Origin of the sequence: Streptococcus mitis, from assembly GCF_023109515.1 — a bacterium.
In the GTDB taxonomy this organism is placed as follows: Bacteria; Bacillota; Bacilli; order Lactobacillales; family Streptococcaceae; genus Streptococcus; species Streptococcus mitis_CS.
In genome coordinates this window covers 780,166-804,662 of sequence record NZ_JALDUM010000001.1, presented here as the reverse complement: position 1 = coordinate 804,662, position 24,497 = coordinate 780,166, and the positions used below count along the sequence as shown (strand labels likewise).

General features: G+C 38.7%; 26 protein-coding genes and 1 pseudogene. 15 read left to right on the top strand and 12 right to left on the bottom strand.

Going from position 1 to position 24,497, the window contains the following annotated elements; all coding sequences use genetic code 11:
- Nucleotides 1-3: 3 nt before the first annotated feature.
- Complete coding sequence (locus M1G05_RS03995) at nucleotides 4-423, top strand: F0F1 ATP synthase subunit epsilon (RefSeq protein WP_004256585.1); 420 nt, start codon at nucleotides 4-6, stop codon at nucleotides 421-423.
- Nucleotides 424-467: 44 nt separating this feature from the next.
- On the opposite strand, the gene M1G05_RS03990 is transcribed toward M1G05_RS03995, so the two are convergent.
- Nucleotides 468-1,481: a lactonase family protein gene (locus tag M1G05_RS03990; protein WP_247953158.1), complete on the bottom strand. Its 1,014-nt coding sequence runs from the start codon at nucleotides 1,479-1,481 to the stop codon at nucleotides 468-470.
- A gap of 172 nt (nucleotides 1,482-1,653) precedes the next feature.
- Here M1G05_RS03990 and M1G05_RS03985 point away from each other — a divergent pair, with 172 nt between their 5' ends.
- The 6 genes from M1G05_RS03985 (at nucleotide 1,654) to M1G05_RS03960 (ending at nucleotide 8,409) form a co-directional block, all read left to right on the top strand.
- Nucleotides 1,654-3,636 (top strand): peptide ABC transporter substrate-binding protein, encoded by a 1,983-nt coding sequence (locus M1G05_RS03985; protein WP_247953157.1) that lies wholly within the window; start codon nucleotides 1,654-1,656, stop codon nucleotides 3,634-3,636.
- Nucleotides 3,637-3,753: 117 nt separating this feature from the next.
- Nucleotides 3,754-4,920 (top strand): AI-2E family transporter, encoded by a 1,167-nt coding sequence (locus M1G05_RS03980; RefSeq protein WP_247953156.1) that lies wholly within the window; start codon nucleotides 3,754-3,756, stop codon nucleotides 4,918-4,920.
- Nucleotides 4,910-6,139, top strand: coding sequence for a tetratricopeptide repeat protein (locus tag M1G05_RS03975; RefSeq protein WP_223340246.1), 1,230 nt, complete (start codon nucleotides 4,910-4,912; stop codon nucleotides 6,137-6,139). Before M1G05_RS03980 ends, M1G05_RS03975 begins: the two co-directional genes overlap by 11 nt.
- Before the next feature lie 140 nt (nucleotides 6,140-6,279).
- Nucleotides 6,280-6,921 carry an amino acid ABC transporter permease gene (locus tag M1G05_RS03970; protein WP_049487112.1) on the top strand — a complete coding sequence of 214 codons (642 nt, stop codon included), beginning with the start codon at nucleotides 6,280-6,282 and terminating at the stop codon, nucleotides 6,919-6,921.
- Nucleotides 6,922-6,930: 9 nt separating this feature from the next.
- On the top strand, nucleotides 6,931-7,560 hold the full coding sequence (locus tag M1G05_RS03965; protein WP_247953155.1) for an amino acid ABC transporter ATP-binding protein: 630 nt from the start codon (nucleotides 6,931-6,933) through the stop codon (nucleotides 7,558-7,560).
- Nucleotides 7,561-7,569: 9 nt separating this feature from the next.
- A complete protein-coding gene (locus M1G05_RS03960) occupies nucleotides 7,570-8,409 on the top strand; it encodes an amino acid ABC transporter substrate-binding protein (protein WP_227325758.1) in 840 nt (279 codons plus the stop codon).
- 61 nt (nucleotides 8,410-8,470) lie between these two features.
- On the opposite strand, the gene lysS is transcribed toward M1G05_RS03960, so the two are convergent.
- The 5 genes from lysS to M1G05_RS03935 all read right to left on the bottom strand — a co-directional run bounded on the left by lysS (nucleotide 8,471) and on the right by M1G05_RS03935 (nucleotide 12,935).
- Nucleotides 8,471-9,961, bottom strand: a complete 1,491-nt coding sequence (lysS, locus tag M1G05_RS03955; RefSeq protein WP_020902752.1) for a lysine--tRNA ligase — start codon at nucleotides 9,959-9,961, stop codon at nucleotides 8,471-8,473.
- 137 nt (nucleotides 9,962-10,098) lie between these two features.
- Nucleotides 10,099-10,716: a histidine phosphatase family protein gene (locus tag M1G05_RS03950; RefSeq protein ID WP_247953154.1), complete on the bottom strand. Its 618-nt coding sequence runs from the start codon at nucleotides 10,714-10,716 to the stop codon at nucleotides 10,099-10,101.
- Nucleotides 10,716-11,198 carry an aminoacyl-tRNA deacylase gene (locus M1G05_RS03945; protein ID WP_049500383.1) on the bottom strand — a complete coding sequence of 161 codons (483 nt, stop codon included), beginning with the start codon at nucleotides 11,196-11,198 and terminating at the stop codon, nucleotides 10,716-10,718. Before M1G05_RS03945 ends, M1G05_RS03950 begins: the two co-directional genes overlap by 1 nt.
- Nucleotides 11,198-12,040 (bottom strand): DUF368 domain-containing protein, encoded by an 843-nt coding sequence (locus M1G05_RS03940; protein ID WP_004256605.1) that lies wholly within the window; start codon nucleotides 12,038-12,040, stop codon nucleotides 11,198-11,200. The genes M1G05_RS03945 and M1G05_RS03940 overlap by 1 nt, the downstream gene beginning before the upstream one ends.
- Nucleotides 12,041-12,134: 94 nt before the next feature.
- Nucleotides 12,135-12,935 (bottom strand): glycoside hydrolase family 25 protein, encoded by an 801-nt coding sequence (locus M1G05_RS03935; protein ID WP_023946949.1) that lies wholly within the window; start codon nucleotides 12,933-12,935, stop codon nucleotides 12,135-12,137.
- A 154-nt stretch (nucleotides 12,936-13,089) separates the two neighbouring features.
- On the opposite strand from M1G05_RS03935, the gene glmU reads away from it, so the two are divergent.
- From glmU to M1G05_RS03900, 7 genes are all read left to right on the top strand, one after another.
- A complete protein-coding gene (gene glmU, locus M1G05_RS03930) occupies nucleotides 13,090-14,469 on the top strand; it encodes a bifunctional UDP-N-acetylglucosamine diphosphorylase/glucosamine-1-phosphate N-acetyltransferase GlmU (RefSeq protein ID WP_000073766.1) in 1,380 nt (459 codons plus the stop codon).
- A 9-nt stretch (nucleotides 14,470-14,478) separates the two neighbouring features.
- A complete protein-coding gene (locus tag M1G05_RS03925; RefSeq protein ID WP_150922349.1) occupies nucleotides 14,479-15,024 on the top strand; it encodes an NUDIX hydrolase in 546 nt (181 codons plus the stop codon).
- A gap of 11 nt (nucleotides 15,025-15,035) precedes the next feature.
- The gene (gene macP, locus M1G05_RS03920) at nucleotides 15,036-15,347 is read left to right on the top strand and encodes a cell wall synthase accessory phosphoprotein MacP (RefSeq protein WP_000517861.1); all 312 of its coding nucleotides are present in this window, start codon (nucleotides 15,036-15,038) and stop codon (nucleotides 15,345-15,347) included.
- A gap of 16 nt (nucleotides 15,348-15,363) precedes the next feature.
- Nucleotides 15,364-16,056 (top strand): 5'-methylthioadenosine/adenosylhomocysteine nucleosidase, encoded by a 693-nt coding sequence (locus tag M1G05_RS03915; protein WP_000689781.1) that lies wholly within the window; start codon nucleotides 15,364-15,366, stop codon nucleotides 16,054-16,056.
- A 76-nt stretch (nucleotides 16,057-16,132) separates the two neighbouring features.
- Nucleotides 16,133-16,624 (top strand): chromosome segregation protein RocS, encoded by a 492-nt coding sequence (gene rocS, locus M1G05_RS03910; protein WP_000021242.1) that lies wholly within the window; start codon nucleotides 16,133-16,135, stop codon nucleotides 16,622-16,624.
- Nucleotides 16,625-16,722: 98 nt separating this feature from the next.
- Entirely contained in the window at nucleotides 16,723-17,313 is a 591-nt protein-coding gene (locus tag M1G05_RS03905; protein ID WP_247953153.1) for a 3'-5' exonuclease, read from the top strand.
- 8 nt (nucleotides 17,314-17,321) lie between these two features.
- On the top strand, nucleotides 17,322-19,085 hold the full coding sequence (locus tag M1G05_RS03900) for a glycerophosphoryl diester phosphodiesterase membrane domain-containing protein (protein ID WP_247953152.1): 1,764 nt from the start codon (nucleotides 17,322-17,324) through the stop codon (nucleotides 19,083-19,085).
- A gap of 72 nt (nucleotides 19,086-19,157) precedes the next feature.
- Here the strand turns inward: M1G05_RS03900 and M1G05_RS03895 are convergent, their stop codons facing one another.
- The 5 genes from M1G05_RS03895 to M1G05_RS03875 form a co-directional block, all read right to left on the bottom strand.
- Nucleotides 19,158-19,457, bottom strand: a complete 300-nt coding sequence (locus M1G05_RS03895; RefSeq protein ID WP_023946937.1) for a YbaB/EbfC family nucleoid-associated protein — start codon at nucleotides 19,455-19,457, stop codon at nucleotides 19,158-19,160.
- Between the two features lie 221 nt (nucleotides 19,458-19,678).
- Nucleotides 19,679-20,731 carry a DUF6287 domain-containing protein gene (locus M1G05_RS03890; protein WP_247953151.1) on the bottom strand — a complete coding sequence of 351 codons (1,053 nt, stop codon included), beginning with the start codon at nucleotides 20,729-20,731 and terminating at the stop codon, nucleotides 19,679-19,681.
- 4 nt (nucleotides 20,732-20,735) lie between these two features.
- Nucleotides 20,736-21,200, bottom strand: a complete 465-nt coding sequence (locus M1G05_RS03885) for a hypothetical protein (RefSeq protein WP_247953150.1) — start codon at nucleotides 21,198-21,200, stop codon at nucleotides 20,736-20,738.
- A 33-nt stretch (nucleotides 21,201-21,233) separates the two neighbouring features.
- Nucleotides 21,234-22,112, bottom strand: coding sequence for an N-acetylmuramoyl-L-alanine amidase family protein (locus tag M1G05_RS03880; protein ID WP_374041735.1), 879 nt, complete (start codon nucleotides 22,110-22,112; stop codon nucleotides 21,234-21,236).
- A 237-nt stretch (nucleotides 22,113-22,349) separates the two neighbouring features.
- The gene (locus tag M1G05_RS03875) at nucleotides 22,350-22,937 is read right to left on the bottom strand and encodes a recombinase family protein (RefSeq protein ID WP_247953148.1); all 588 of its coding nucleotides are present in this window, start codon (nucleotides 22,935-22,937) and stop codon (nucleotides 22,350-22,352) included.
- A 391-nt stretch (nucleotides 22,938-23,328) separates the two neighbouring features.
- Between M1G05_RS03875 and M1G05_RS03870 the strand changes: the two are divergent.
- A pseudogene (locus M1G05_RS03870) lies at nucleotides 23,329-24,128 on the top strand (IS5 family transposase).
- Between the two features lie 56 nt (nucleotides 24,129-24,184).
- Here the strand turns inward: M1G05_RS03870 and M1G05_RS03865 are convergent.
- Entirely contained in the window at nucleotides 24,185-24,427 is a 243-nt protein-coding gene (locus M1G05_RS03865; protein WP_000710764.1) for a type B 50S ribosomal protein L31, read from the bottom strand.
- Nucleotides 24,428-24,497 lie beyond the last annotated feature (70 nt).

Genomic DNA, 24,497 nt, shown 5'->3' with positions numbered 1-24,497 from the left:
TCTATGGCTCAGTTAACTGTCCAGATCGTGACACCAGATGGTCTCGTCTATGATCACCATGCCAGCTTTGTATCAGTTCGAACTCTGGATGGTGAGATGGGAATCTTGCCACGACATGAAAATATGATTGCAGTTTTAGCAGTTGATGAGGTTAAGGTTAAACGTGTAGATGATGAAAATCACGTGAACTGGATTGCAGTGAACGGAGGCGTTATCGAAGTTGCCAATGGCGTTGTCACAATTGTTGCTGACTCTGCAGAACGTGCTCGTGATATCGACGTTAGTCGTGCAGAACGTGCCAAACTTCGAGCAGAGCGTGAAATTGAAGAAGCACAAGACAAACACTTGATTGACCAAGAACGTCGTGCGAAGATTGCACTGCAACGTGCCATTAACCGTATTAATGTCGGAAATAGACTATAAGAAAAAAATGAACTTGAGTTACCAAGTTCATTTTTTATGTTTTCTTAAGGGGCAAAACTGATGCAGACTGCTTCTGGGACATGGAAGTCATTAGAAAGTTCTGCTAGACGTCCAGTTTCAGAGTTGCGTTTAAAGACGGTTGCATTGTCAGAGTCTTGATGGACAGCAATGACAAATTCTTGGTCTGGTGTCAAATCAAAATCACGTGGAGTCTGACCATGTGTCGGAACGATTTCTAACAACTCTAAGCTACCGTCCGCAAGAATTGTATATACTGCGATAGAATCATGACCCCGGTTAGAGGCGTAGAGGTATTTACCATCTTTAGAGAGACGAATAGCAGCAGTACCATTAAAGCCTTCATAACCGTCTGGTAGAGTTGAAATGACTTGCATGCGTTCAAATTCGCCAACACCATCGTAGATTAGAACCTCGATAGTGCTATTGAGTTCACAAATGAGATAAGCGATTTTATAATGGTTATGGAAAATAATATGGCGTGAGCCTGCTCCTGGCTGGCTATGATAGGTATAGAGCTTAGATAATTTTCCTTCTGAATCAAGATCATAAGTAATTACTTGGTCAGTACCCAAGTCGCAGGTCACTAGATAGTGGTCAGGTGTTAAATCTGAATAGTGAACATGTGGAGAAGCTTGATTTTCATGTGGACCTTGGCCGCTGTGTTGATCCACATCACTAAGTAGAAGACGACCATCTTCCTGGCGTTTATAAACAAGTACCTGTCCTTTATGGTAGTTGGCAGCATATACCAAATCACGCTTTTCATCCACGGCAACATAACAGTGGGGAGCTCCTTCTTCAACGACATGATTTAATAAGGTACCATTAGTTTGATAGGCTGCAATTCCACCCTTATCGTCTTGACTACCAACAGTGTATAAATGTTGATGCTGGTCAAAGGCAAGGTAGGTTGGACTTGGCTCAGTAGCAAAAAGTTCTAGATTTGAAAGCTGACCAGTTTCTGTATCAAAGTCTGCCTTGTAAATCCCTTGGGAAGTCCGACGTGTATAAGTTCCAAAATAAACAGTTTCTTTCATAACTTTACCTCTAAAATAAAGATAAGACTATTATATCACAAAAATTGTAGTTGGAGGAATTCTATAACACATAATTAAACATAATAAAATATTAAATTTAACTTGTTTTTGTATTGATTTCCTTTTGAAAAGTGCTATAATAATCCTATACAAATTGCAAAGGAGTTTGTTTATGAAAAAACATGTTTTCTTAGCAGCAGGAGTTGCTGTACTCTCGGCAGCTGTCCTAGCCGCGTGTTCATCTGGTAATGTTAATAAAGAAGCAAATAAACCAGTTACTTATGCCTATGTATTTTCATCAGATCCTTCGACTCTGGATTATACAGTTTCTGGAAATGTCAGCACTAAACAGGTCACAGGTAACGTTATTGACGGTTTGCTTGAAAATGACCAATATGGCAATCTGGTTCCATCAGTTGCAGAAGATTGGACTGTTTCCAAAGATGGTTTAACCTATACCTATAAAATCCGTCAGGGAGTCAAATGGTATACCAATGAGGGGGAAGAGTATGGTGAAGTCAAGGCTCAGGACTTTGTAACTGGTCTGAAACATGCAGCAGATAAGAAATCACAGGCTCTTTATCTCGTACAGGATTCTATCAAAGGATTGGATGACTATGTAAATGGGAAAACAACAGATTTTTCTAGTGTTGGGGTAAAAGCAACTGACGATTATACTGTAGTCTATACTTTGAATCATCCAGAATCTTTCTGGAATTCAAAAACAACAATGGGAGTCCTTGCACCAGTTAATGAAGACTTTTTAGCTTCTAAAGGAGATGACTTTGGTAAACCAACGGATGTAACGAGCATTCTCTACAATGGGCCTTATCTCCTCAAAGGTCTTACATCTAAGTCTTCTATCGAAATGACCAAAAATCAAAACTACTGGGATAAACAAAATGTCTTTATTGATGATATCAAGTTATCCTTCTTTGATGGTCAAGATGCAGACTCTCTAGGACGCGGTTTTGATGAGGGACACTATCCAGCTGCACCTCTCTTTAAAAACTCTGCCAACTATGAACGTCTAAAAGAAAAGTACAAGGATAATATTGTATACAGTCAACAAAGAGGTGGCGTATTCTATATGTCTACTAATATCGACCGTGTAAATTACAATCACACTGCTAAAACAAGTGATGCAGAAAAAACTTCTACTAAGAAAGCCTTGTTAAACAAAGATTTCCGTCAAGCCTTGGCTTTTGCGGTAGATCGTAAAGCAGGGATCTCTCAAGTATTTGGTGATGAAGTAGGACCTCGTAAGTTACGGACAAGTTTCACTCCTCCAACATTTGTTCAAGTAGGAGATCAAACATTTGGTCAAGTTACTAAGACAGAATTGGATAAATTGGATAATGTCTGGAAAGATGTCAGTCTTGATGATGCCCAAGATTCACTACATAGTGTAGATAAAGCCAAAGCTAAGTTTGAAGCTGCTAAGAAAACCCTTCAAGCTGAAGGAGTACAGTTCCCAATTCATTTAGATTTGCCAATTTCTTCATCAAATCCAGATTTTATTCGTCAGGTTCAGTCTTATAAACAATCCATTGAGGAAGCCTTAGGCTCTGACAATGTAGTTGTTGATATTCAACAAGTTTCTGATGACGAATTGGGAAGTATGACTACTCTAGCTACTTCCAATGCAAATACTGACTGGGATATTAATGCAGTCAGTGGTTGGACTCCAGACTTTGCTGATCCATCGACTTATCTAGATGTATTTGATCCAACTTCAGGTCCAAGTCTCCTAAGTGCTCTTGGTGTGGCACCAGGAACAGACAATCCAGTTATTAAAACAGTTGGATTGGATAAATACAAAGAACTGATTGATGATGCAAATAGTGAGAAAACAGACCTTCAAAAACGTTATTCCAAATATTCTAAGGCTCAAGCTTGGTTGTCAGATAGTGCACTTGTTATTCCAGTATACTCTGATGGTGCTCAAATGCTAGTGACGAAAATGGTTCCTGGCAGTGGTGCCGGTGGCTGGGTAGGTGACAAGACTAGTGAAAATAGCTACAAGTATCTGAAAATCCAAGATAAGATTGTCACTACTAAAGAAATGGATGAGTTCCGCAAGAAATTTGCTGATGAAAAAGCCAAATCCAATGCTGATTATCAGAAGAACTTAGACCGTCATATTCAAGACTAATCGAATCTCCTCTTTTGAGGAGATTTTTTATGTTGCTGTCTCCATGTAAGCACTTTAAAAAAGAGTTATTTTGATTTAAAAATGGTATAATGAGAGAACAATAGAAAGGAAGTATTTATGGAGCAAAAAGAGAAACATTTTAGCCTATCTTGGTTTTTCAAGTGGTTTTTGGATAACAAGGCCATTACGGTATTTTTGGTAACCTTATTATTGGGACTCAATCTGTTTATTTTAAGCAAGATTAGTTTCTTATTTTCACCTGTTTTAGACTTTTTGGCAGTCGTGATGTTGCCAGTCATTCTATCTGGTTTGCTATATTATTTATTAAATCCTATTGTTGATTGGATGGAGAAGCATAAGGTGAATCGTGTTATAGCTATCACTATTGTCTTTGTCATCATCGCTCTTTTTATCATTTGGGGCTTGGCAGTAGCTATTCCAAATCTGCAACGTCAAGTTTTAACATTTGCAAGAAATGTACCAATCTACCTCGAAGATGCTGATCGAGTTATTGATGATTTGGTCACCAAGCGTTTACCAGATGATTTCAGACCTCAGTTAGAACAAGTTTTGACAAACTTCTCAAGTCAGGCTACAGTTTGGGCAAGTAAGGTTTCATCTCAAGCAGTCAACTGGGTGAGCGCCTTTATTAGCGGGGCTTCTCAAGTGATTGTTGCCTTGATTATCGTTCCGTTCATGCTCTTTTATCTCTTACGTGATGGAAAAGGCCTACGTCACTATTTGACCCAATTCATGCCAACGAAATTGAAAGAACCTGTTGGACAAGTTTTATCAGATGTGAACCAGCAGTTGTCCAATTATGTTAGAGGGCAAGTAACAGTGGCTATTATTGTAGCGGTAATGTTTATGATTTTCTTCAAGATTATTGGTCTACGCTATGCAGTTACGTTGGGAGTTACTGCTGGTATTTTAAATCTGGTTCCTTATTTGGGTAGCTTCTTAGCCATGCTTCCTGCCCTAGTATTGGGCTTGATTGCTGGGCCAGTCATGCTTTTGAAAGTAGTGATTGTCTTTATCGTAGAACAAACTATTGAAGGCCGTTTTGTCTCTCCATTGATTTTGGGAAGTCAATTAAACATCCATCCTATTAATGTTCTCTTTGTTTTGTTAACTTCAGGATCCATGTTTGGTATCTGGGGAGTCTTGCTCGGTATTCCAGTTTATGCCTCTGCTAAAGTTGTCATTTCAGCGATTTTTGAATGGTATAAGGTAGTCAGTGGCCTATATGAAGTAGAGGGAGAGGAAGCTAAGAGTGAACAATAGTCAACAGATGTTACAGGCTTTGGAAGAGCAAGATTTAACCAAGGCTGAGCACTATTTCGTCAAAGCTTTAGAAAATGATCCAAGTGACCTTCTGTATGAGTTAGCTACTTATCTTGAAGGAATTGGTTTTTATCCTCAGGCCAAGGAAATTTACCTGAAAATTGTAGAAAATTTTCCAGAGGTTAATCTTAATCTAGCAGCTATTGCTAGCGAGGATGGTCAAATCGAAGAAGCATTTGCCTACCTTGAGGAAATCAAATCTGACAGTGACTGGTATGTTTCGGCTTTGGCTCTGAAGGCAGACTTTTACCAGTTGGAAGGTTTGACAGATGTGGCGCGTGAGAAATTATTGGAGGCCTTGACTTACTCAGAAGATCCTCTCTTGATATTGGGATTAGCAGAGTTGGATAGTGAGTTGGAAAATTACCAAGAAGCTATTCAAGGCTATGCCCAGTTAGATAATCGTACTATTTATGAGCAAACAGGCATTTCTACCTATCAACGAATTGGCTTTGCCTATGCCCAGTTAGGGAAATTTGAAACGGCTACAGAGTTTTTGGAAAAAGCCCTGGAGTTAGAATACGATGACCTAACAGCTTTTGAGTTAGCCAGTCTTTACTTTGATCAAGAAGAATACCAAAAAGCTGTCCTCTACTTTAAGCAGCTTGATACCATTTCACCTGACTTTGAAGGATATGAGTATGGTTATAGTCAGGCCTTGCATAAGGAACATCAGGTTCAAGAAGCCCTGCGTATTGCTAAGCAAGGTTTGGAGAAAAATCCTTTTGAAACAAGACTCTTGTTAGCAGCTTCACAATTTTCTTATGAATTGCATGATGCTAGTGGTGCAGAGAACTACCTCCTTACTGCTAAAGAAGATGCTGAGGATACAGAAGAAATTTTACTCCGTTTAGCAACTATTTATCTAGAACAGGAACGTTATGAGGACATTCTAGACTTACAAAGTGATGAGCCAGAAAATCTTTTGACCAAGTGGATGATTGCTCGTTCCTATCAAGAGATGGACGATTTGGATACTGCCTACGAGCATTACCAAGGGTTGGTAGGAGATTTGAAGGATAATCCAGAGTTTCTGGAACACTATATCTATCTCTTGCGTGAATTAGGTTACTTTAAGGAAGCAAAAGTCAATGCTCAAACTTACTTAAAACTGGTTCCAGATGATGTTCAAATGCAAGAACTATTTGAGAGATTGTAAGAATATATTTTTAAAAACTGTATCTAATCATTTTTGATAGATATAGTTTTTCTTTTTCAAATAGAATTTTTTTACAAAAATTCTTGGTTATTTTGTTTATTTATGCTATAATAGGAACAATTATTTTTAGGAGGTGCAGTATGTCTTATTTGTTTGAGATATTACCGAGTTTATTGAGCGGTGCAAGCATGACTTTACAGGTTTTTGCACTGGTCTTGATTTTTTCTATTCCCTTGGGCGTTTTGATTGCCTTTGCCTTGCAAGTCCATTGGAAGCCCCTCCATCATCTGATTAACATTTATATTTGGATTATGCGAGGTACACCCTTGCTCTTACAATTGATCTTTATCTATTATGTGCTCCCAAGCATTGGGATTCGTTTGGACCGTCTTCCTGCGGCTATCATTGCCTTTGTTTTGAATTATGCGGCTTACTTTGCTGAAATTTTCCGTGGAGGGATTGATACCATTCCTAAAGGTCAATATGAGGCTGCCAAGGTCTTGAAGTTTAGTCCCTTTGACACAGTGCGCTATATTATTTTGCCCCAAGTGACCAAGATTGTTCTTCCTAGTGTCTTTAATGAGGTTATGAGTTTGGTCAAGGATACCTCTCTGGTCTATGCTCTGGGTATTTCTGACCTTATCTTGGCGAGTCGAACAGCTGCCAACCGTGATGCTAGTCTTGTTCCTATGTTCTTGGCAGGAGCCATTTACTTGATTTTGATTGGGATTGTGACCATTCTTGCCAAAAAAGTTGAGAAGAAGTACAGTTACTATAGATAGGAGGCTACCATGTTAGAATTACGAAATATCAATAAAGGCTTTGGTGGAAAGCAAATTTTATCTAATTTCAGTCTAAAAATTCCTGAAAAGCAAATCCTAGCCATCGTTGGGCCTTCTGGTGGAGGTAAGACAACCCTCTTACGTATGCTTGCAGGTCTTGAAACCATTGATTCAGGGCATATCTTTTATAATGGAGAACCTTTAGAACTGGATGAATTGGAGAAGCGCAATCTACTGGGATTTGTCTTCCAAGATTTTCAACTGTTCCCTCATCTATCAGTTCTAGACAATTTGACCTTATCGCCTGTGAAAACCATGGGGATGAAGCAGGAAGAGGCTGAGAAGAAGGCGCGAGGGCTTTTGGAACAGTTGGGGCTAGTAGGACATGCAGATGCTTATCCCTTCTCACTATCTGGTGGGCAAAAGCAGCGTGTGGCCTTGGCGCGTGCTATGATGATTGACCCAGAAATCATAGGTTATGATGAGCCGACTTCTGCCCTGGATCCAGAATTGCGCTTGGAAGTGGAAAAACTAATCTTGCAAAATAGGGAACTTGGGATGACGCAGATTGTGGTTACCCACGATTTACAATTCGCTGAAAATATCGCAGATCAGATTCTCAAGGTTGAGCCCAAGTAGGAGGTGCCAATGACTAATAAGAAAATTGCTTTAGTATTGGTTTCTATCCTGACTCTCTTTTTAACGGCTTGTACTCAGAAGGCTAGCGATCCAAAGCAGGATAACTGGGATAAATATCAAGAGCAGGGGACCATTACTATTGGTTTTGACAATACCTTTGTACCTATGGGATTTGAAGAAAAGAATGGACAGTATACAGGCTTTGATATTGACTTAGCACAAGCTGTCTCAGAAAAATTAGGTTTCAAGATTCAATTTCAGCCAATTGACTGGGATATGAAGGAGACGGAACTGCAAAATGGAACTATTGATGCCATCTGGAATGGGTATTCTGCCACTGATGAACGCCGAGAGAAGGTTGCTTTTAGCATTCCATACATGGAAAATCAGCAAGTTCTGGTTGCGAAGAAAAACCAGCAGATCCATTCAGTAGAGGATATGAAGGATAAGACCTTGGGAGCCCAAGCAGGATCCTCTGGTTATCTAGACTTTGAAGCGCAGCCAGATTTATTGAAAAATCGTGTTAAAGACCAGAAAGCCAATCAATATCAGAGTTTCAATGAAGCCTTGATTGATTTGAAGAATGATCGAATTGATGCCTTGTTGATTGACCGAGTGTATGCTAATTACTATCTTCAGTCTGAGGGGATATTAAATGACTACAATGTCTTTTCGGCTGGATTTGAAAGTGAATCCTTTGCAGTCGGAGTTAGACCAGCTGACAAAAGATTACTACAAGCTTTAAACCAAGCTTTTGTTCAACTTTACCAAGAAGGGAAGTTCCAAGAGATTAGCCATAAATGGTTTGGAGAAGATGTAGCAACCAAAGAAGTGAAAAGTAGAGATTGAGTTTTTACTCAGTCTCTTTTTGTATCGAAAAATCCTCTGGCAAGTACCAGAGGATAAGAGGTTATTTCATTGTTGGGAAGAGTAATACATCACGTATAGTAGTTGTATCAGTGAGTAGCATGCAGAGACGATCGATACCGATTCCCAAACCACCTGTTGGTGGCATACCGTATTCAAGGGCCTCGATGTAGTCATAGTCGATGCCTGTCGCTTCATCGTCACCAAGTTCTTTGGCTTTAGCTTGGGCTTCAAAACGGCTAAGTTGGTCGATTGGGTCATTGAGCTCAGTAAAGGCATTACCGTACTCCTTAGTCATGATGAAGAGCTCGAAACGGTCAGTAAAGCGTTCGTCTTCAGGATTTTTCTTAGCTAGTGGAGATACAGCTACTGGATGTCCATAGACAAAGGTTGGTTGGATTAAGGTTTCTTCAACAAACTCTTCAAAGAAGGCATTGATGATGTGGCCAACTTCAGTGTAGTGTTTCTCAACTGGAACTTTCTTCTCAGCAGCGATAGCTTTGGCTTCCTCGAAAGTCATGTCTTGCCAGAAATCGACACCAGTAATTTCTTTGATAGCATCCACCATATGAACACGTTTAAATGGTTCGTTAATCTTGATTTCAGTACCTTGATAGTTGACTGGACCATCGCCTTTGACTGATTTAGCAGCGTGTTGGATAATGCCTTCCGTCAAGTCCATGATATCTTGGAAGTCTGCATAAGCTTGGTAAACTTCGATAGAAGTGAACTCAGGGTTATGAGTAGCGTCCATTCCTTCGTTACGGAAGATACGGCCAATTTCGTAGACGCGTTCCATACCACCGACGATAAGGCGTTTCAAGTGAAGCTCAGTTGCGATACGAAGCACCATATCAATGTTTTGGGCATTGTGGTGGGTGATAAATGGACGGGCTGCCGCACCACCAGCTTCGTTGTGAAGAACAGGTGTTTCCACTTCAAGGAAACCTTTTTGATCAAGGTAACGACGGATTTCAGAAATGATTTTTGAACGAGTGACAAAGCGCTCAAAGCTTTCACGGTTAGAAATCAAGTCAAGGTAACGTTTACGGTAAATTGTTTCAACGTCTGTCAAACCGTGGAATTTCTCAGGGAGTGGGCGAAGTGCTTTAGACAAGTGAGTGATGTGAGTAGCTTTGATAGAGAGTTCTCCCATATCTGTACGCATCACTTCACCTTCGACACCAAGGAAGTCACCAAGGTCTGCTTTTTTGAAGATTTCATAGTTTTCTTCACCGACAGCATCCTTACGAACGTAAATCTGGATTTGACCTTCGCGGTCTTGAAGGTGGGCAAAACCTACTTTACCTTTACCACGTTTGGTTACCAAGCGTCCTGCGATAGTAGCTGTTTCGTTTTTATCATGTAATTGTTCTTTATCGAGGTCGGCATATTTATCTTTTAATTCTTGTGAATTTGCAGTGCGTTCAAAGCGTTTTCCGAAAGGATCGATTCCTTGTTCACGAAGCGCAGCCATTTTTTCACGGCGAACGATCTGCTGGTCATTTAGTTCTTCCATATGTTCTGTTGACATGGGATCCTCCTAGTTTTACTCAAAATTGAATACGATGAGTCATTTTTTGCGATACTCCCATTTTATCATAAATAGCCAAGAAATTCACGGATAATCTTTCAAAACTAAAAAGAACTTGACGCTAAAATCAAGTTCTGTTATTGATAGGAAGTATCATTCCAAGTATCGAGAGTAAATGTTTCAAAATCATGGGTTTCTAGAATGGTCAGGCTGGCATTTGCTAGACCGCCATCTTTACGAAGAAGAGGTTCTTTATAACCTAGGAGAGTACGAAGACTAGCAGTAAGATTAGCGCCGTGACCGACAATTAGAATACGCTCAGCTGGACTATCTTTTAATGATTTGATAAATTGGATGGTCCGTTGCGTGGTGCTATAGAGGGATTCGGCTCCAAACATTTGAGTGTCAAATTGAGCAAGATTAGATCGAAAAGCTTTGATTTGTTGCGGGTAAATAGCTTCCAAGGTTGCGATTTTCAAACCTTCTAACTTCCCCAGCTGCCATTCACGGAGATTAGAAACACTTTCTAAAGGACAGGGTGTCTTGAGTTGACTTTGGATAATCTCAGCAGATTTGACCGCTCGAGGTAAATCACTTGAATAAATCTGATCGAAAGGAATTTCCTTGAGATACTGCCCTAGTTGTTTTAGGGTGTCAATAGATTCAGGAAGAAGGGGAGAATCTCCGCTAGCACCTTGAAAGCGTCCTTCTTGGTTCCAGACTGTACGACCGTGGCGGACAAAGTAGAGTTTCATTACTTACTGTCCTCCAAGATATCTGCAAAGTCAGCTTTTACAAAGCTAGCCAAGTCTTGTGGTGCGACGATAATGCTGTGACCAACTTCTCCAGCAGAGACAATCATTTGATCCAAGTCTAGAGCGATCTTATCGATAAAAATGGGGTAATTGTGTTTCTGACGAATTCCGACAGGATTATTGGCTCCATGAATGTAACCAGTTGTTTTTTCCAAATCCTTTTGGGGAATCATGCTCACTTTTTTATTGCCAGAAATTTTAGCTAGTTTCTTTTCAGACAAGTGTTGAGTGATAGGGACAATTCCGATAATCGGTCCTGTTTTATCTCCCAAAAGAGCCAAGGTTTTGAAAATCTGATCTCGTTCATAATCTTGAGGAAGTTCTCCTTCAAGGGCATTGATTTGAATCCCTTGATGTGGGATACCTGCTTTAGACAGGATTTGTTCCACCAATGTTTTTTTGATTTTTACTTTTTTTGCCATTATTTATATTTATCCTCCAATTGACTCATCCAAATACCAAGCCAGATTCCCAGAGCAAAGAAGAAGGCGATGATGACATACCCAACAAGAGAAATACCAGTGTATTGGATACTTTCAGCGTTTCCTGCATTCGGAATCAAGATCAAAAGAGTACTTGATAGGACGATACCGATGATGAAATGATAGACGCGTGAGTGATAGTTGTTTAAGGCATAATCCATCAATTTTGAAAAAATGATGAGAGTTGCACCTGCCCCGATTCCAATCGGGAAGAAGGTTCCCAAGAGGTCAAAGGTTTTAAAACCAGTCAACATAGGAGCATAGAGACCCAAAATCAAAAGGAGATTTGATGGACTGAGGCCAGGAACTAATACGCCAAGAGCCAGCAGTGCACCAGCTAGGACGAAATTAAGAAAGCTGGCACTTAAGGTTCCAACAACAAAATTTAAGGCATAGAGACCTAGTCCAGAAATGATAAAGGTTGCCCAGAACCAAGCTAAATCAATCTTGTCTCGGTCAGATTCTCGAGTTGATTCTTTGAGAAGGCTAGGAACTGTACCAATGATGGCACCTGCAAAGCTCCATAAGACAAAGACCTGATAATTTTCAAGCAGGTATTCAATCGGGTAGGAAAATAAGCCGATTCCCAGAAGCATACCGATGGCAACTGGAATAAAGTACAAAACATTTTCTTTAAAGTCTTTAAAGGGATGGGCCAGAAAGCCAATCATTCGTTCATAAATTCCTAAGATTGCTGCTAGAACCCCTCCGGAAATTCCCGGTAGAATAAATCCAAGAGCAATGACAATCCCTTTAATAACACGTGCTAACCATGAGAGCATATTTTTCCTCCAACTATTTCTATTTCAAAAAATCCTTACTATATTGTATCACAATCAAACACAAAAATAAAAAGCAAATGATAAACAAATGCTTTTAAGGTTTTAAAAAGAGTTTTCTAAAGGTTTCTTCTTTGTTCTTTAAGGCAGAGATAACGTTGATATCCAAATCGTGGTCAAAGCCAGCAATTTTTCCTTTAGACGTGTACTGGTGAATGTCGTAATCTAAATCAGTTTTAGGAGTAGCTTCGTAAAATCCTGAGTCAGAACCATAGGAAGGAATCCAAACAGACGTAAACTTATCTGTATCAATACTGTGCTCTTCCATGAAGTAGACCCCAACGTAGATTCCGATATTTTTAGCACCCAGTGATTCAAGCTTTGCTCGGAAGGCTTCAACACCATCGTTCATATTAGACATGGTTTTTTCTTCCACGTCTAGCCAATAGTAACTTGGACTGTATGGAGAAGAGGCGTTATAGAATACCTCAGCAGCTTTTTCCATTTCCTGGACATTTTTTCCGGCTACATAGGCATAGACAGCAACTGGGACATTTCGTTTTTGAAACTCAGTGATATGGGTTTTAAAGGCCTTATCAACACCATTAACATAGGAAGCATCGTTCTCTTTGGACGTTTGAGCACCACTATGGACGCGAACAATAGCTCCAGAAATGTTTTGGGACAGAGTATCGTAATTGATTTCCTCAGGACGCTGCCAACCAGAAACATCAATTACCGGTTTATCTATATTGTGTAGCGCTTGCGTTTCTACTTGCGCGATATTTGACTTTGTTTTTACAGGATGGTCCTCAAAACGAGGGCGATTCAGGATTAAAATGAAAATCATAATCCCAAAAAAACCAAACAAAATAAGCGGATTTATTTTCTTTCTCATATCTCATAATTTTACCTTAAAAATGAGAAAAAATCAAAAAAAATACTCAAAAAATGGGTTAATAAAGGACTTTAGAGCATTTTTTCATTCAAGGGCGCGGAATGATTTGAAATATGGTATAATAAAAGGGAATTTCTAGAGAAAAGAGAAGATTATGTCAAATTATGCCATTATTTTAGCAGCGGGTAAAGGGACTCGCATGAAATCTGATTTGCCAAAAGTGTTGCACAAGGTTGCGGGTATTTCTATGTTGGAACATGTTTTCCGTAGTGTGGGAGCTATCCAACCTGAAAAGACAGTAACAGTTGTAGGACACAAGGCGGAATTGGTTGAGCAGGTCTTGGCTGGACAGACAGAATTTGTGACTCAATCTGAACAGTTAGGGACTGGCCATGCAGTTATGATGACAGAGCCTATCCTAGAAGGTTTGTCAGGTCACACCTTGGTCATTGCAGGGGATACTCCTTTAATCACTGGTGAAAGCTTGAAAAACTTGATTGATTTCCACATCAATCATAAAAATGTGGCCACTATCTTGACTGCTGAAACGGATAATCCTTTTGGCTATGGACGAATTGTTCGTAATGATAATGCTGAAGTTCTTCGCATTGTTGAGCAGAAGGATGCTACAGATTTTGAAAAACAAATCAAGGAAATCAACACTGGAACTTACGTCTTTGATAACGAGCGTTTGTTTGAGGCTTTGAAAAATATCAATACCAATAACGCTCAAGGCGAATACTATATTACAGATGTCATTGGCATTTTCCGTGAGGCTGGTGAAAAAGTCGGAGCTTATACGTTAAAAGATTTTGATGAAAGTCTTGGGGTAAATGACCGTGTGGCACTTGCGACAGCTGAGTCCGTTATGCGTCGTCGCATCAATCATCAGCACATGGTCAATGGTGTTAGCTTTGTCAATCCAGAAGCAACTTATATCGATATTGATGTTGAGATTGCTCCTGAAGTTCAAATTGAAGCCAATGTTACCTTGAAAGGGCAAACGAAAATTGGTGCTGAGACTGTTTTGACAAATGGAACGTATGTAGTGGACAGCACTATCGGAGCAGGAGCTGTCATTACCAATTCTATGATTGAGGAAAGCAGTGTTGCAGACGGTGTAACAGTCGGTCCTTACGCCCACATTCGTCCAGGTTCATCTCTAGGTGCACAAGTTCATATTGGTAACTTTGTTGAGGTGAAAGGCTCTTCTATCGGTGAGAATACCAAGGCTGGTCATTTGACTTATATCGGAAACTGTGAAGTGGGTAGCAAGGTTAATTTTGGTGCAGGAACCATTACAGTCAACTATGACGGCAAAAACAAATACAAGACAGTCATTGGAAACAATGTCTTTGTGGGTTCAAATTCAACCATTATTGCGCCAGTAGAACTTGGTGACAATTCTCTCGTTGGTGCTGGTTCAACTATTACTAAAGACGTGCCGGCGGATGCTATTGCTATTGGTCGCGGTCGTCAGGTTAATAAAGACGAATATGCAACACGCCTTCCTCATCATCCTAAGAATCAGTAGGAGCCTATCATGGAATTTGAAGAAAAAACGCTAAGCCGAAAAGAGATCTATCAAGGACCAATATTTAAACTGGTCCAAGATCAGGTTGAATTACCAGAAGGAAAGGGAACTGCCCAACGGGATTTGATTTTCCACAATGGAGCTGTCTGTGTTTTAGCTGTAACGGATGAGCAAAAACTCATCTTGGTCAAGCAGTACCGCAAAGCCATTGAAGCAGCCTCTTATGAAATTCCAGCCGGAAAATTGGAAGTAGGAGAAAACACAGACCCTGTCGCAGCAGCACTTCGTGAATTAGAGGAAGAAACAGCCTATACAGGGAAATTAGAACTCTTGTACGATTTTTACTCGGCCATTGGCTTTTGTAATGAAAAGTTAAAACTATACCGAGCAAGCGATTTGACTAAAGTGGAAAATCCGCGTCCGCAGGATGAGGATGAAACCTTAGAAGTTCTTGAAGTGAGCTTAGAAGAAGCCAAGGAATTAATCCAATCAGGTCATATCTGTGATGCCAAGACGATTATGGCTGTTCAATACTGGGAATTGCAGAAAAGATAGAGGAGGTCAGTATGGGTAAACCTTTATTAACGGATGAAATGATTGAAAGAGCTAATAGAGGCGAAAAGATTTCAGGTCCCCCTTTGCTAGATGATGAGGAGACAAAAATTTTACCAACCTCTTCTTCCCGTTTTGGTTATGCCAATCCTAAGGATCATGGTTTTAGCCAGGAAACTTTGAAGATTCAGGTCGAACCGTCTATTCATAAAAGCCGTCGCATTGAAAATACCAAGAGAAATGTCTTCAATTCTAAGTTGAATAAAATCTTATTCGCTGTCATCTTTCTCTTGATTTTGCTTGTCTTAGCAATGAAACTTTTGTAATAGAAAAGGAATTGAAATGAAAATAGGAATTATTGCGGCTATGCCAGAAGAACTGGCGTATCTGGTCCAGCATTTAGACAATGCCCAGGAGCAAGTTGTTTTAGGGAATACCTATCACACAGGAACCATTGCCTCTCATGAAGTCGTTCTTGTAGAAAGTGGAATCGGTAAGGTCATGTCTGCTATGAGTGTGGCGATTTTGGCTGATCATTTCCAAGTGGATGCTTTGATTAACACGGGATCTGCTGGAGCAGTAGCAGAGGGTATTGCTGTTGGAGATGTTGTGATTGCTGATAAATTAGTCTATCATGACGTGGATGTTACAGCTTTTGGCTATGCATATGGACAAATGGCGCAACAACCGCTTTATTTCGAATCAGATAAAACCTTTGTTGCCAAAATTCAAGAGAGTCTATCTCAATTGGACCAGAACTGGCATCTTGGTTTGATTGCTACAGGAGATAGTTTTGTTGCAGGAAATGACAAGATAGAAGCGATTAAGTCCCATTTCCCAGAAGTTTTAGCAGTCGAGATGGAGGGGGCAGCTATTGCTCAGGCAGCGCATGCTCTTAATCTTCCAGTCTTAGTCATCCGAGCTATGAGTGATAATGCCAACCATGAAGCAAACATCTCTTTTGATGAGTTTATTATCGAAGCTGGACGTCGCTCTGCCCAAGTCTTGTTAGCCTTTTTGAAGGCTTTAGATTAAGCGGAAATTTGACAGTTTATCTAGCTTATGATAAGATTTAAATAAAGAAAAGCTAGAAAACGTTTCAGAGGATATTATGAGTATTGAAATGACCGTCAGTGAGATTGCAGAGGTTTTAGGATTATCTCGTCAAGCAATCAATAACCGTGTCAAAGAATTACCAGAAGAAGACACAGATAAAAATGACAAAGGGGTAACAGTCGTTACCAGAAGTGGCTTGATTAAGCTAGAAGAAATCTATAAAAAAACGATTTTTGAAGATGAGCCTGTCAGTGAAGATGTCAAGCAACGTGAACTGATGGAGATTCTGGTTGATGAGAAGAATGCAGAAATTCTTCGTCTTTATGAACAATTAAAAGCCAAGGATCGTCAGTTGTCAGAAAAAGACGAGCAGATGCGTATCAAGGACCGTCAGATTGCTGAGAAAGACAAACAACTCGATCAGCAGCAACAATTGACCCTTCAAGCCATGAAGGATCAAGAAAATCTTAAGCTAGAGCTGGACCAAGCAAAAGAAGAAGTCCAATCAACTAAGAAAGGCTTTTTTGCTCGTTTATTTGGAGGATAATCAAGGAGCTGTTTAGGTTAAATGCTAACCTGATGGCTTCTTTTATTTCTAAATAGTATAGTTGCTCAAGTAAAATAACCGTATGGGAGAAGTATAGAATGGAACGATTAGAAGATTACATAGCTTTCGATTTAGAATTTAATCAGCATGAAGGGCAAACACACTTGATTCAAGTATCGGCAGTGCGTTTTAGAGATGGTCAGGAAATCGATGCCTATGATTCCTATGTCCATACCAGTGTGCCTCTAAAGAGTTTTATCAATGGTTTGACTGGGATTACAGCTGAGATCTTAAAAGATGCTCCTCCAGTGGAGAAAGTTATAAAAGATTTCCAAGAGTTTGTGGGTTCTTTACCCATGGTAGGCTACAATGCTGCTAAAAGTGATTTGCCTATTTTAGTGGAGCATGGTTTAGACTACAGCCAGCAGTATAAGGTGGACTTGTATGATGAAGCTTTTGAACGTCGGAGTTCGGATTTACATGGTATTGCCAATCTAAAATTGCAAACCGTTGCCTCGTTTCTTGGATTTCAAGGTCAGTCTCATAATAGCTTAGAGGATGCTCGGATGACGGCGCGTGTTTACGAGTCCTTTCTAGAGTCAGACCAAGCTAGAGAATTGTTAGAGACAGAAAGTAGTCTTTCAAACAATCCTTTTGGAGGCTTGGATTTGTCTCAATTATTTGACTAGGAGTGCCTATGAAACCTGAAAAACCTAAAAATCTAGGTTTTAAGCAGATATACTTTAATCTAGATAAAATACTTTTTCTATTTTTCTTGACTTTTATGATGATTGAGTTTGTCTGGTTACCGTCAAATTCTTGGATTGCTGGACTTTTGCTCCGTCAGACAGGTTATCTCTTTCTATCCTACAACAATATTTTTGCCATTATAAAGGGTTCGCCATTTATTAGTCTTGCTTTATTTATTTTGGTAATCGTTAATTTATTGATCGCCTATTACCAGATAGGACTTCTCTTTATCGGAGCCCGGCACCTCCTCTATCATGAAAAGAGAACTTTGCTAGAGTACAGTCGTAAGGTCTTTCGCCAAAGTTTCTTGTTTATGAAGCAAGCGACACTTTCCAAGATAGCCTTTATCTTTTTTTATGTCATGATGCTCTTTCCATTGATTCGAAAGATTTTAAAGATTTACTACCTAAATAAAATTGTCATTCCGGACTTTATCGTTGATTATGTGGAAGACAAGTATTGGCTAGTAGGTATAGTGGTTACTATTCTGGCTTTACTTCTATTTTACATTTCAGTGCGTTTCATGTTTGCCCTACCTCAGCTTTTATTTGAGAAAAAAACAGTCAAAGAAGCAGTCAGATACAGTCTAGAGAAGACAAGAAAGCACTCCTGGTTTTATATTTGGAACTTGCTTTGGATTATCGTCAAAACCTACCTATTTTTCATTCTTTTATTGATTCCAATCTTGGCAAGTCAGGCACTGATGGATGGTTTGACCCATAAGGAGTCTCTTGTACTGGGAATTATCAACTTTGTCTTGATTAAGAATTTCCACTATATGGCCTTGACTTACTTTCTCATTAAATTTGTTTCCTTCTTAACAGGAGAAGAATTAGAAATTACACCAAGGAGAAAGAAAGACCACTGGATGAGATGGGGAGTGATGGGATGTGCAGCTATCTTTTTCGCTCTTGAGGGATATGTTTATTTAGAAGCTCCAGTCGCCAATAAACCTTTGATTATCTCTCACAGGGGAGTATCTAATAAGAATGGTGTGCAAAATACAGTCCAATCTTTAGAAAAGACAGCCCAACTAAGTCCAGATTTCGTTGAGACAGATGTTCAGGAAACAAAAGATGGTCAGTTTGTCATGATGCATGATGCCAATATCAAGAATCTGACAGGAGTTAATGCCAATCCTCAGGATCTCACTTTGGAAGAATTAACCAAACTCAATATTTCAGAAAATGGCTATCACAGCAAGGTGTCTAGTTTTGATGACTATCTCAATAAAGCTAATGAATTGCATCAAAAACTCCTCATTGAGATTAAAACCAGTCGAAAAGATAGTCCAGATATGATGAAACGCTTTATGGAAAAATATGGAGTCATCATTAAGCAGAATGGGCACCAAATGCAGTCCTTGGACTACCATGTGATTGATCAGGTATTGTCCTATGATTCACAAATCCCAGTTTATTTCATCCTACCTTACAATAGTATTTTTCCAAGAACCAAGGCCACAGGTTATACTATGGAGTATTCAACCTTGGATGAAAATTTTGTCAACAAGCTTTGGAATACCGATCAGAAATTGTATGTTTGGACCATCAATAGTTCAGAGTCCTTTGATAAATCAGTTCATTTGGGTGCAGACGGCATGATAACAGATGACTTGGAAATGATTCAAGAGCAGGTTACCATTGCCCAAGAAGACCCAGAGTATACTGAATTGCTTTTCAAACAGGCCATGGAATTCTTTAATTTTTAGTAATCAAAAAGAGGAACAGTTGTTCCTCCTATGATAGGCAAGTATTCTCTTGAATGCTTGTTTTTCTTATGATTAGAATGGCAATTTTCCAGCGAAAGCACCCAATTTTTTCTTGGTAGTTTCATCGATTTGTTCAAGAGCAGAGTTGATGGCTTGAACAGTCATATCAGAAAGAGTTTCAAGATCTTCAGGGTCAACGACAGCTGGATTGAAGTCAATGCTGACAACTTTTTTGTCACCAGTTAAGGTCGCTTGAACAAGTTCTTGAGCAGATTTGCCAACAAATTGCATAGCAGCAAGTTCTGCTTGACTTTGTTCCATTTGTTTTTGAAGTTTTTGTGCTTGGCGCATCATATTTTGCATGTTCATCATGGTGATTTACAGTTTCCTTTTATCTTATTTTCTTTCCTATTTTATCAATTTTGGGGTTAAAAGTCTAATCTTTTTTAGAGTGAATTTATCAAGTATCGATAGGGATGTAGATGGAATAAAAATATAGGATAGATATTCTAAGAGCATAAGAATATTTATCCTATATGTGTTTATGAAAAGTTGCTAGATATTTTATGAGCTCGTTCAAGGGTTTACTAACACTATTCTACTTTGTAGAAAAATCCGTCAGTGTGGCCATTGATAAGTTGTTGTCCAGACCATAAACGATCTTGTGTTGTATCAGATTGGTCAGTATAGCCATTATCTGGAGAAGAGGTGACAGACATGGTTAGAGGTGTTCCAGCTGGTAAAAAGGCAAGGGCAGAGCCACCAGCACCTCCATCTTTAGGAAGTATATTTGCCTTAAGAAAGTTGTCAATTTCTTTAGCATGTTCAATTGAAATCTTGGACTGATCACTTACTAAACCATTTTTGTCAAAGGTGAATTCAATACCTGTAGGATTTCTCCAAGTTCCTGCAACACTAGAAAAATCTCCATTTTGAATTGCAGAAATATCCATCCCTTGCATTTCTGACTGAAGGGAGGGTTCTTCATTTATGAGATTTGTGACAGATTTCCAAGAGAAAGATCTTATGTCAAGGGAAGGTGGTTTTGTCCCCAGTCCCTCTTCTGTATCTGATTCGCTAATTAACTCTAACCGTGTTCCATCCTGATTTAACTTGTATAGCTTAACTTGGATTTGATTAGTAGATACACGGGTAGATAATTGGAAATAGCCATTTTCTAAAGGATTAAAATGTACTCGCTCTCCAATAAAGTCCAGATTGTTTTCTGCATTGGTCAGTCGAATAACTTCGTCATTTTTAAGAGTTCGAATATCTAATAAATCGTAATAGTTAGAATCCGTTTTAAGGGCAACCAAAAGTTCGTCCGTACCATTTTGGTCTAAATCATACAAGCTGTATTGTAGTCCAGAGTATTCTTTAGGATAAGTATTTTTTAAGTTTGCTTTTGAATTGAGCTCTTTAGGTGAAGCTGATGAACCATCTAATACTTTGGCATATTCTTTAAGGACAGGATTATATAGGGTGTAATCATTTTTTTTCTCTTCCGATGTGGAAGAAGTGGAACTAGTACTTGAGGCAATCGCTTTAGAACTTGTTGCAGAAGTATTTTCACTCTGATGTTGGCAAGCTGTTAGAAGAGAGATAGTTAAAATACTGGCACTGAATAGAAATAATAATTTTTTCATGTATTTAATCTTGCAATTCTAAACCTTGGGCATCTTGGTGCCATTTGCTACCAGTTTTGGAAGTTAAAACTTGAATAGTAATTATAATATTCCAAATAGCATTTGCTAGTAAAACAACTGGCATTAAAATAGGAATGATAGCTAGCAGAGTTATTCCGATACGCTTGTATCCTTGTTTAGAATTTCCGATGTAAAAATCGTAGCCACCGAGTGCTCCTAAAAATAAGGCAAATAGGGCTGCGGCCAGTTTAGATTTATCACTCACTCCATTTGAATGTTGACTAGAGGTAGCTGGAGATGCGTTATCTATTTTTGAAACAATATACTCATCACCGTTTTGATAAAATTCTACGTAATCACCTACTTGTGGTTCAAAACCAAAACTTTTTCTTGAAATTGCAGTAAATTGGCCATTATCACCTTTTCCAACATAAACTGTTTCATCTTCAATTTTTATAACTTTGTTCATATAATTGTCTCCTTAATCTATTTCTATTGTATGTTAGACCCACTCACCGTTGTAATTGACACGGTAGCCATCAGGTGTTGTCGTATTGATTGCTAGTGCACCAGAGCTATAAGCATAGTACCATTTACCAGATACCTTCATCCAGCCAGTTTTCATAGCGCCTGAGTCTTGAAGATAGTACCAGTTACCGTTATTTTTTAGCCAACCAGTCTTCATAGCACCTGAACCGTCAAGATAGTACCAGCTGCCGTCTTTTACCCATCCTGTTTGCATCCAACCAGAATAGTCAAAGCGATACCAAACGCCATTGATTTTTTCCCAGCCATTAGTTTTGTAAGAGCCGTCGGCATGTTTATACCACCAGCGAGAACCAGATTGTAGCCAACTACCTGAGATATTAGAATTCGAACCTGATTGAGTTGTTGTGTTAGTATTTGAATTTGTAGAAGGATTTCCGATTGTAACCTCTTTGCTAGCTTTAAAGACACGTTTTCTTGTATCAGTTAAGTCATCGTAAGGCGAACCAGCTTCTCCAGACATCTCCAAAATATATGTTCCATCTGGAAATTGTTCTGAAACAAAAACATCACCTTTAAATTGATTGCTATAAAATAAAGGTTGCAAAAATTGATCACTGACATCTCTAGTTAGACCACTAAAAATTACAGCATCGTGACTTTGGTACACAATTTTTCCGGTCGCTTTATCAATCAAAGTAATATTTCCCTTAGCAGCCTTATCACCTCCGTGTGGTAGTGGCTCTGAAAGTTTTCCTTCGAAGCTAAGTCCAAAATAATCAATTTCAACTTTTGTAATTGTTGCGTCTATTTGTTTTTCAGTACTCGTATTCTCGCTAGCTGATACTTGATTAGCTGTGATGACTCCAGTGCCAAGAAGTGATAGAGCTGATATAGTTGCAAGTGTGAATTTTTTAGTTTGTTTGTGCATTCATTTAATACTCCCTATTTTTATTTGTTGTAAAGTAATCAGTTTGTCCAAAAATCTAGACTTTTTTGGACAAACTTGATAGAATGGTAGTGTAATAATAATCGGTCAAAATGCTGGATTTTAGAACCTTTTTTCTAACGAAAATGGTTCTAAAATAAAGTGTATTTCCTGTCCAAAAAATCCTAGGTTTTTTGACAGGAACTATGAATTTTTTATCCAATTATGAAAGGTGCTTTTTGATACTCCTAAGATGTCTGCACCTTCTCGTAAGGTTATTTCTTTTTTCGTATATTGAGCTATTACATCAGGGAGATTATCCGGGGCAAGCAATTTTGGTCTACCGAATTTTTTCCCTTTTTTCTTTGCTTCTCGTATTCCTTCCATTTGTCTTTGTTTGATTTGTTCTCTTTCAAACTGTGCCACATAAGATAGAACTTGCAAAACGATGTCAGATATTAGTTTTCCTGTGATATTGTCATCGCTGTTCTTTGTGTTTAATAAGGGGAAATCTAAAACAGTTATATTTACTTTCTTTTTCTTAGTAATTGATTGCCATTGTTCTAAAATTTCATCATAGTTTCTTCCCAATCTATCAATTGATTTAATAACTAATTCATCATTCTCCTTCAAGGTAGTTAATAATTTTTGATATTCGATTCTGTCAAAATCCTTTCCTGAAACATAATCAATAAAAATATTTTCTTTTGGTAATTTGTTTTCTACTAAGGCTGAAAATTGCCTATCAATATTTTGTTCTCTTGTAGATACTCGAACATAACCGTAACGCATAAGGCTACCACCTATCTTTTTATCTCTATTTTAGACGAAAAGAAAACTACCGCCCATAATGAGTGGTAGTTTGGTGTACTCTTTGCTACTGTATTTTTTGCCAAGATTTTGTCTTGGATGCGTGAATAGTAGTGTTGGATAAAAAATCTTAAGGGCTTAAAATCCTTTTAAACCAACCTTTTTGATGTTTACAAAAATTAAAAACAGTATGTTCAATTTTTGCATGTTCATCATGGTGATTTATAGTTTCCTTTTATCTTATTTTCCTTTTTATTTTATCAATTTTGATGTTAAAAGTCTAATCTTTTTCTGAGAGAATCTAAGAATTGTGCTTGGCAGTGGAAAATAAAAGTAGACTTCCTGCGAAACAAAAATATGATACAATACAACTATGAATTATGAATCAAGTAAACCATTAAGTGATGCACAATTTAAGCGCCTTGTTGGTGTTCAGCGCACTACTTTTGAAGAGATGTTAGCTGTGTTAAAAACAGTTTATCAACTTAAACACGCAAAAGGTGGACGAACCCCTAAGTTAAGCCTAGAAGACCTCCTCATGGCTACTCTTCAATACATGCGAGAATACCGCACTTATGAACAAATTACGGCTGATTTTGGCATTCACGAAAGCAACTTAATCCGTCGGAGTCAATGGGTTGAAGAAACTCTTATTCAAAGTGGCTTTACGATTTCAAGAACTCATCTTAGTGCTGAGGATACGGTGATTGTGGATGCAACAGAGGTAAAAATCAATCGTCCTAAAAAAATCAACTAGCCAATTATTCTGGTAAAAAGAAATGTCATGCTATGAAGGCTCAGGCGATTGTCACAAGCCAAGGGAGAATTGTTTCTTTGGATATTGCAGTGAACTATTGCCATGATATGAAGTTGTTCAAAATGAGTCGCAGAAATATCGGACAAGCTGGTAAAATCTTGGCAGACAGTGGTTATCAAGGGATCATGAAGATGTATTCACAAGCGCAAATTCCGAGGAAATCAAGAAAACTTAAGCCACTAACTCTTGAAGATAAATCCTATAATCATGTGCTATCTAAAGAGAGAATCAAGGTTGAGAATATTTTGGCCTAAGTAAAAACGTTTAAAATGTTTTCAACAACTTATCGAAATCGACGTAAACGATTTGGATTACGAATGAATTTGATTTTCGAAGAGTATGAGTTTGGAACATGAAAACAGCAGTTGATTTCAAGAAACAAAAAAGAACAGCCGAAGCTGTCTTTTTATCATTATTTGAGACCGTATTTTTTGTTGAAACGATCCACGCGTCCATCTGCTTGAGTGAACTTTTGACGTCCAGTGTAGAATGGGTGTGAGTCTGATGAAATTTCCACACGGATCAATGGGTAAGTTTCGCCTTCGAACTCAACTGTTTCGTTAGAGCGTTTTGTTGAACCGCTAAGGAATTGGTAACCAGTAGTTGTGTCCATGAAGACAACTGGGCGATATTCTGGATGGATATCTTTTTTCATTTTGCAATATTTCCTTTCTGCCATGGTCTCTTTGCGAGCCATAGATTGTTACCATACTAGTCTATCAGAT

Coding starts and splice junctions, on each gene's coding strand:
- M1G05_RS03995 (WP_004256585.1), top strand. CDS start 4: ATGGCTCAGTTAACTGTCCAGATCGTGACACCAGATGGTCTCGTCTAT.
- M1G05_RS03990 (WP_247953158.1), bottom strand. CDS start 1,481: ATGAAAGAAACTGTTTATTTTGGAACTTATACACGTCGGACTTCCCAA.
- M1G05_RS03985 (WP_247953157.1), top strand. CDS start 1,654: ATGAAAAAACATGTTTTCTTAGCAGCAGGAGTTGCTGTACTCTCGGCA.
- M1G05_RS03980 (WP_247953156.1), top strand. CDS start 3,754: ATGGAGCAAAAAGAGAAACATTTTAGCCTATCTTGGTTTTTCAAGTGG.
- M1G05_RS03970 (WP_049487112.1), top strand. CDS start 6,280: ATGTCTTATTTGTTTGAGATATTACCGAGTTTATTGAGCGGTGCAAGC.
- M1G05_RS03965 (WP_247953155.1), top strand. CDS start 6,931: ATGTTAGAATTACGAAATATCAATAAAGGCTTTGGTGGAAAGCAAATT.
- M1G05_RS03960 (WP_227325758.1), top strand. CDS start 7,570: ATGACTAATAAGAAAATTGCTTTAGTATTGGTTTCTATCCTGACTCTC.
- lysS (WP_020902752.1), bottom strand. CDS start 9,961: ATGTCAACAGAACATATGGAAGAACTAAATGACCAGCAGATCGTTCGC.
- M1G05_RS03950 (WP_247953154.1), bottom strand. CDS start 10,716: ATGAAACTCTACTTTGTCCGCCACGGTCGTACAGTCTGGAACCAAGAA.
- M1G05_RS03945 (WP_049500383.1), bottom strand. CDS start 11,198: ATGGCAAAAAAAGTAAAAATCAAAAAAACATTGGTGGAACAAATCCTG.
- M1G05_RS03940 (WP_004256605.1), bottom strand. CDS start 12,040: ATGCTCTCATGGTTAGCACGTGTTATTAAAGGGATTGTCATTGCTCTT.
- M1G05_RS03935 (WP_023946949.1), bottom strand. CDS start 12,935: ATGAGAAAGAAAATAAATCCGCTTATTTTGTTTGGTTTTTTTGGGATT.
- glmU (WP_000073766.1), top strand. CDS start 13,090: ATGTCAAATTATGCCATTATTTTAGCAGCGGGTAAAGGGACTCGCATG.
- M1G05_RS03925 (WP_150922349.1), top strand. CDS start 14,479: ATGGAATTTGAAGAAAAAACGCTAAGCCGAAAAGAGATCTATCAAGGA.
- macP (WP_000517861.1), top strand. CDS start 15,036: ATGGGTAAACCTTTATTAACGGATGAAATGATTGAAAGAGCTAATAGA.
- M1G05_RS03915 (WP_000689781.1), top strand. CDS start 15,364: ATGAAAATAGGAATTATTGCGGCTATGCCAGAAGAACTGGCGTATCTG.
- rocS (WP_000021242.1), top strand. CDS start 16,133: ATGAGTATTGAAATGACCGTCAGTGAGATTGCAGAGGTTTTAGGATTA.
- M1G05_RS03905 (WP_247953153.1), top strand. CDS start 16,723: ATGGAACGATTAGAAGATTACATAGCTTTCGATTTAGAATTTAATCAG.
- M1G05_RS03900 (WP_247953152.1), top strand. CDS start 17,322: ATGAAACCTGAAAAACCTAAAAATCTAGGTTTTAAGCAGATATACTTT.
- M1G05_RS03895 (WP_023946937.1), bottom strand. CDS start 19,457: ATGATGAACATGCAAAATATGATGCGCCAAGCACAAAAACTTCAAAAA.
- M1G05_RS03890 (WP_247953151.1), bottom strand. CDS start 20,731: ATGAAAAAATTATTATTTCTATTCAGTGCCAGTATTTTAACTATCTCT.
- M1G05_RS03885 (WP_247953150.1), bottom strand. CDS start 21,200: ATGAACAAAGTTATAAAAATTGAAGATGAAACAGTTTATGTTGGAAAA.
- M1G05_RS03875 (WP_247953148.1), bottom strand. CDS start 22,937: ATGCGTTACGGTTATGTTCGAGTATCTACAAGAGAACAAAATATTGAT.
- M1G05_RS03865 (WP_000710764.1), bottom strand. CDS start 24,427: ATGAAAAAAGATATCCATCCAGAATATCGCCCAGTTGTCTTCATGGAC.